General features: G+C 73.2%; 5 protein-coding genes. 4 read left to right on the top strand and 1 reads right to left on the bottom strand.

The genetic code is table 11. The features are described from left to right. On the top strand, nucleotides 1-2728 hold a 2728-nt coding region (locus AC2CHG_RS05690), incomplete at its 5' end, for a DUF2309 domain-containing protein (RefSeq protein WP_484524297.1). After that, nucleotides 2725-3075, top strand: a complete 351-nt coding sequence (locus AC2CHG_RS05685; RefSeq protein WP_030268168.1) for a DUF190 domain-containing protein — start codon at nucleotides 2725-2727, stop codon at nucleotides 3073-3075. The genes AC2CHG_RS05690 and AC2CHG_RS05685, both read left to right, overlap by 4 nt. Before the next feature lie 152 nt (nucleotides 3076-3227). On the opposite strand, the gene AC2CHG_RS05680 is transcribed toward AC2CHG_RS05685, so the two are convergent. After that, nucleotides 3228-3827: a TetR/AcrR family transcriptional regulator gene (locus AC2CHG_RS05680; protein ID WP_262015078.1), complete on the bottom strand. Its 600-nt coding sequence runs from the start codon at nucleotides 3825-3827 to the stop codon at nucleotides 3228-3230. 129 nt (nucleotides 3828-3956) lie between these two features. On the opposite strand from AC2CHG_RS05680, the gene AC2CHG_RS05675 reads away from it, so the two are divergent. Both AC2CHG_RS05675 and AC2CHG_RS05670 read left to right on the top strand, forming a co-directional pair. After that, on the top strand, nucleotides 3957-5153 hold the full coding sequence (locus tag AC2CHG_RS05675) for an alkane 1-monooxygenase (protein ID WP_484524296.1): 1197 nt from the start codon (nucleotides 3957-3959) through the stop codon (nucleotides 5151-5153). A 151-nt stretch (nucleotides 5154-5304) separates the two neighbouring features. After that, complete coding sequence (locus tag AC2CHG_RS05670; RefSeq protein WP_484524295.1) at nucleotides 5305-6630, top strand: polysaccharide pyruvyl transferase family protein; 1326 nt, start codon at nucleotides 5305-5307, stop codon at nucleotides 6628-6630. The last annotated feature ends 13 nt before the right edge of the window (nucleotides 6631-6643 follow it).

Here is a 6643-nt window from a genome sequence, read left to right as displayed (position 1 = left end):
CGCCTGGGCCGTGACCGCCGTACGCCGCCGCGACGCGTCCGACCGGTCGGACGGCGCCCGGGTCGTCGCCGCGCTGGCCGCTGCGGGTGACCACGTCGCCGCGGTCTGGCCGCTGGACACGTTCGTGGCGGTCAACCCGCTCGCCGGCCGGGAGCGGGTGCCGTTCGCGCGGGCCACCGCCGAGCTGCGGGCGCTCGGCGGCGCGCGGACCCACCTGCCGGCCGACGAGTACCGGCGGCGGCTGCGCGACGGCGAGATCGAGCCGGCCGACCTGACCGCGGTGCTCCCCCCGGCGACCTCGGTGCCGGTCACGCTTGGCCCACGGTCGATCACGGCCGCGGACCTCCAGGTCGCCGCACTGTCCCACCCGGTGCACGACGGACCGCCCCCGCCACCCGACCTGCTCGCCGTGGCGCGGCGCCGGCTCGCGGTGACCCGGCCCGCCGTCCCGGACGACCCGGACCCACTCACCCTGGCCGAGTTGCTCGACCGGGTCCTGGGTACCCGGATCGGCGCCGACGTCGACGAGCTGGTGGCCGGCTGGTGCGCGGCACACTGCGGCCGTCCGGCCGCCCGCTGGCCGGTTCCCGGCCCGGCCGACGAGAGCTGCTGGGCGCGCTGGCGGCGGATGGCCGGCGTCGACCGCGCGGGCGTCAGCGGCCTGCGGGCACTCGTCGCCGCGCTGCCCGCCGAGCCCGAGCGGGCAGTCGCCCTGCTCCTGCGCGCCCTCGGCGTGGCGCCGGCGGCCTGGCCGGCGTATCTCACCCGGTCCCTGCTCCGGCTGCCCGGCTGGGCCGGCTACGCCCGCTGGTCCCAGACGCGTCCCGGTGAGCGACCAGACCTGACCCCGCTGGACCTGCTCGCGGTCCGGCTCAGCTACGAGCTGGCGCTGGCCGGCACCGCCACCCACCGCCACCTCGGTGTCCCGCCGACCCTCGACGCGGTGAGGGCCGCGACGACGCCGGCTGCCGCGACCGTGCCGGCCGGGGTCGCCGTGGTGACCTCCACCGTCGGGGTCGCCGGGACCGCGCCGACGGCCGGGGTGCCGGCCGCGGACCTGCCGGCGGCTCTCGCCCGGCTGGTCGCGGCGCTCGGCGTCGACGCGCCGGCCCTGGCGCTGCTGCCCGAGGAGACGGTGGCGGTGGTGCGCGACGTGGTGGTCGAGCTGTCCCCGGCGCGGCAGGCCGAGGTGTGGCTCGCCGCCGCGGAGCACGCATACCGGCGTCGGCTGCGCAACCGGCTGGACCACGGGGCGCGGCCGCGCCCACGCCGCGCCGCCCGCGTCACCCCGCTCGCCCAGGCGGTGTTCTGCATCGACGTGCGCAGCGAGGGCCTGCGCCGGCACCTGGAGGCGGCCGGGCCGGTGGACACCTACGGCTTCGCCGGCTTCTTCGGCCTACCTGTGCGCACCGTGGCGGCCGATGCCGCCCGGGGCCGGGACCGCTGCCCGGTGCTCATGCGGCCGGTGGCCACCGTCGCGGAGACCGCCGGCGCCACGCGGGTACGCCGCCGGCGGGCCCGGCAGGCGTGGCGCCGGGCGTTCGCCTCGGCCAAGGCCGACCCGGTCGGCGCGTTCGCCTTCGTGGAGGTCGCCGGTGTGCTCGCCACCGCCGCCCTGGCGGTGCGCGCCGTGGCGCCGCTCCGGTTCGCGCCACCCGCCGACGACACCGCGCCGACGGTGGCCGACCTCGACGCCGCCCTGACCCTCGACGAGCAGGTCTACTACGCGGAGGCGACGCTGCGCACGGTCGGGCTGACGACCGGCTTCGCCCCGCTGGTGCTGCTCTGCGGGCACGGGGCCACCAGCACAAACAACCCCTACGCCGCCGCGCTCGACTGCGGCGCCTGCGGCGGCAACCGGGGTGGGGTCAGCGCCCGGCTGGTCGCCGGGCTGCTCAACCGGCCCGAGATCCGCGAGGCGCTGGTCGCCAGGGGGATTCACCTGCCCGCCGACACCCACGTCCTGGCCGGCGAGCACGACACCGTCACCGACGAGGTGCGCCTGTTCGATGTCGACACCGTCCCCGTCCGGCTGCGCCCGCACGTCGACGACCTGACGCGCCGGCTCGCCGAGGCGGGAGCGGGCCTGCGCGCGGAACGGGCCATTCGGCTGCCCGGCCGGCCGGGCCCCCGCCACCTGCCCGGCCGCGCGTCGGACTGGGCCCAGGTGCGGCCGGAGTGGGCGTTGGCCGGCAACGCCGCGTTCATCGCCGCGCCGCGCGAGCTGACCGCCGGGCGCGACCTCGGCTGCCGCACGTTCCTGCACTCCTACGACTGGACCGCGGACCCGGACGCGGTCGCGCTGGAGACGATCATGACGGGCCCGCTCGTCGTGGCGTCCTGGATCAACCTCCAGTACTACTTCTCCACGGTGGATCCGCACCGTCTCGGCGCCGGCACCAAGACCGTGCACACCGTCCTCGGCGACGCGCTCGGCGTCCTCTCCGGATCCGGTGGCGATCTGCGTGTCGGGCTGCCGCTGCAGTCCGTCGACGACGGGACACGGCCGGCGCACGACCCGCTGCGGCTGCTCGCCGTGGTCCACGCCCCGCACCACCTCGTCGACACCGTGCTCGGCCGCAACCCGGCCCTGCGTCAGCTGATCGACGGCGGCTGGATGTCCCTGACCGTCATCGACCCCCGTACCGGCGAATGGAGTGACCCGGCCGGATCCCGGCGCACCACGCCGCTCCCGGCCCCCGACCCAGAGAAGGAGTACAGCGGATGAACGAGCTCGGACTGACGCGCATGGTCAAGGTGGAGGTGGTGACCCGCGCCGACGACGTCGACGCGGTCCGGACGCTGCTGCACGCCTCCGGCGTGAGCGGTTGGACCAGCCTCAGCGGGGTCTCCGGCTTCGGCCACCACGGCACCCACGAGGGCCGGCTGCTCTTCAACGACCGGGCCGGACTCGTCATGGTGATCGCCGTGCTGCCGCTCGAGCGGGCCGAGCCGGTCGTCGTCGGCCTGCGCGACATCCTGGCCCACCGGCCCGGCGTCATGTTCGTCAGTGAGGCCTGGGTGAGCCGGCCCGAGTACTTCGGCGCCGATCGACCGGCGGGCCCGGTGACCTGAAGGGGGCGTGTCGCGTCCGGGCGGGGTGGCGACCGCCGGCCACCCCGCCCCGCCGTGGCGGCCGGACTCGGCCGAGGAGGCCCGCGGGCAGGTCCGGTCGTCCGCCGCTGTACGCACCCGGCCGCCGCCCGCATCCCAGCTGGTGCGCTCGTTCACGCGCGCGGCGGGTCCAGGAAGCGTTGCGCCAGGTCGGCGAGGGTGCCGGCGGTGTGGTCGACGGGCGCGGTCGGCAGCACGATGTGGCTGACGACCAGTCGTGCGAGGGATTCGGCGCCGACGGTGACATCATCGGGCGGCACCCGGGGCAGGTGCGTGTCCGCCCACTCCCTCAGCACCGTGACGGCGGCGGCCAGGGCCACGTCGGCGCGGGTGGTCAGGTAGGGGAGCAGGGCGTCGGTGCCTCGGGCACTGTTGAGGACGGCTTTGACCAGCGGATCGGTCCCGGCCTGCGTCAACACGAACGTGACCGCGGCATGGACGGCGGCTCGCACGTCGCTGCCGTGGGCGGACAACGCCTCCCGCACACCGTCCATGAACCGGTCGATCTCGCGGTGGGCGATGGCTTCGCCCAGTCCGGCCTTGTTGGTGAACTCGTTGTAGAGCGTCTGTCTGCTCACGCCCACGCGGGCCGCCACGTCGGCCATTCGTACCGCGTCCCAGCCGCTGTCGATCGCCAGGTCGCGGCCGGCCGTGATGACCGCGTCACGCAGGTGCCGGCGGGCGGTGTGGCGATAAGGCGGAGGGGCGGCCATGGTGCGCCGAGTCTATCGACTGGACACACCCGCCTTCGGTGTCCACTGAATTGACGCAGCGACGGATATTGTCAAGCGTGGTTATCCGTGTGACAGTCGACGCAGCGCTCGACACTCCGGAGGCGGTACATGCAGACCTCGACCGATGCTCCAGCAGTCGCCGCCGGTTGGCGTGACGGCAAGAAGCACCTGTGGCCACTGGCTCTCCTCGTGCCGGTGCTGCCGTTTCTGGCGTACGCGTGGTGGAGGGCCGGCGCCGGACCCGCTGCCTGGTGGCTCACCCCGGCGGTGGTCTTCGGACTCATTCCGATCATCGACGTGCTGCTCGGTGACGACGGAGAGAACCCGCCCGACGACATCGCCCGGCGGTTGCAGGAGGTCCTTTACTACCGCTGGATCACGTTCCTGTTCCTGCCGGTGCAGTACGCCGCCCTGCTGCTCGGAGCATGGGTCTGGACGCGTGGCGGCCTCGGTGTCGCCGGCGCCGCCGGCCTGGTCGCCACCATCGGGATCGTCAACGGACTGGCCATCAACACCGCACACGAGCTCGGCCACAAGCGCGAGACGGTCGAGCGGTGGTTGTCGAAGATCGCGCTCGCGCCGACCGGGTACGGCCACTTCTACGTCGAGCACAACCGCGGACACCATGTCCGTGTCGCCACACCGGAGGACCCGGCCAGCGCCAGGCTGGGGGAGAGCTTCTACTCGTTCTGGCCACGTACGGTCTGGGGCAGCCTCATCTCGGCGTGGCGGCTGGAGACCGGCCGCTTCCGGCTGCGCCACAGGAGCCCGTGGACGCTGCGTAACAACCTGCTCAACGCCGGGCTCATGACCGTCGTACTCTTCGCCCTGCTGATCGCGGTGTTCGGGTGGCGGCTCGTGCCCTTCCTGTTCCTGCAGGCGATCGTCGGCTTCTCGCTGCTGGAAGCGGTCAACTATCTCGAGCACTACGGATTGTGCCGCCGGCGCACCGCCACCGGCCGCTTCGAGAAGGTCGACCCACGGCACAGCTGGAACAGTGACCGCGTCGTCACCAACGTGTTCCTCTTCCAGCTGCAACGCCACAGCGACCACCATGCCAACCCGCTGCGCCGCTACCAGACGCTGCGCAGCTTCGACGTCTCGCCGCGACTGCCCGGAGGCTACGCCTCGATGGTGTTGCTCGCTCTCGTCCCGCCGCTGTGGTACCGGGTGATGAACCCACGGGTTCTGGCGCACTACGGCGGCGACCTGAACCTCGCCAATCGCCACCCCCGCGCCGAGGCCCGGCTGCGTCGCCGCTACGGCCGGCCCGCCGCGGACACCACAGCGGTTCCCGCCGCCTGACCCGGCCCGGGACGTGTGGGGCTGACGGCACCTCTCTGTGTCAAGGCGTAGGATCTCTGTTCCTGCACGGAACGGGGCCGTGCCCGGCCGATCGCGCCGCTTCGGCCTCGCCGGGCGCCGCGGCGTCCGGGACGAAGGGTGGACACCCCGGATGCACCAGCGGATCCTGCTGCGAGCCCGCAAGGGCCCGTTCGACGTCGTCACCGCCGAGGAGACCTACGAGCGGGACTGGATCGGCAAGAACAGCGGCAACCTGGTCTTCAGCCACGCCGCGCACAAGCTGCTGGCCACCTCGACGGCGGAGATCACCCCGTCGCGGTTCCGGGCGGACCCGCGCGACGCCGACGAGATCAACGAGAAGTACGACGTCTTCGTGATCCCGCTGGCGAACGCGTTCCGCCACGACTACGCGAACCGGTTGACGTCGATGGCCCGGCTGATCGAGCGGCTCAAGATCCCGGTGGTGGTGCTCGGGGTCGGGGCGCAGACCGACGTGGACGGCGGCCTGGAGTCCCTGCGCCCGATCGACGAGCCGGTGAAGGCGTTCTGCCGGGCGGTGCTGGACCGGTCGCACAGCATCGGCGTACGCGGCGAGATCAGCGAGAGCTACCTGCGTGCGCTGGGCTTCTCCGCCGTCGAGCAGATCGGCTGCCCGTCGATGTTCCTGCACGGCGACAGCCTGCGGGTCGAGAAGGCGAAGGCGACCCTGGACGCCGATGACCGGCTCGCGTTCGTCATCTCGCCCTACGTCCGCGCGTTGGCCCCGCTCGTCCGCCACCACCACCAGCGCTACCCGAACCTGCGCTACATCGCGCAGGGCCTGTACACCCTGGGCACCCTGCTCTACGGCGACGCACCGAACTTGCGCGGCAAGACCGACGACATGCCGATCCACACCTCACATCCGCTCTTCGTCGAGGACAAGGTGCGGATGTTCATGGACCCGTGGCCCTGGATGGAGTATCTCGCCGGATTCGACTTCGCCTTCGGCACCAGGATCCACGGCACCATCACGGCGCTGATCTCCGGCACTCCCGGGTATCTCCTCGCACACGACTCGCGCACCCTGGAACTGGCCCGCTACTTCGACATCCCGCACCGGTTGATGCGCGACGTGCCGGCCGACGTCGACGCCGCCCAGCTCTACGAGGAAGCCGACTACACGGCCCTGAACGAGGGCCACAAGGAGCGGTTCGCGCGGATCACCGCGTTCCTCGCCAGGCACGACCTCGGCCTGTCGTTCGCCGACGGGGACAGCGCCACCCGCTTCGACGAGCAGGTCCGCCGAACCGTCTACCCGCCGGCGGTCCGGCCGGCCTCCGCCTACACCGCCGAGGAACTGCTGGCGCGCATGCAGTGGCTGCGGGACGAGAACCAGGCGCTGCAGCAGAAGCTCAAGGCACGCCGCGCGCAGCCACTGCGCGAGCAGGTCAAGCAGGCGGTGGGCGGCCGGGTCCGCCGGATGCTGTCGCGCTGACCGTCGTACGCCT

It is taken from the genome of Micromonospora sp. ATLC20 (assembly GCF_057196585.1).
This window is presented reverse-complemented; position numbering and strand designations above follow the sequence as displayed.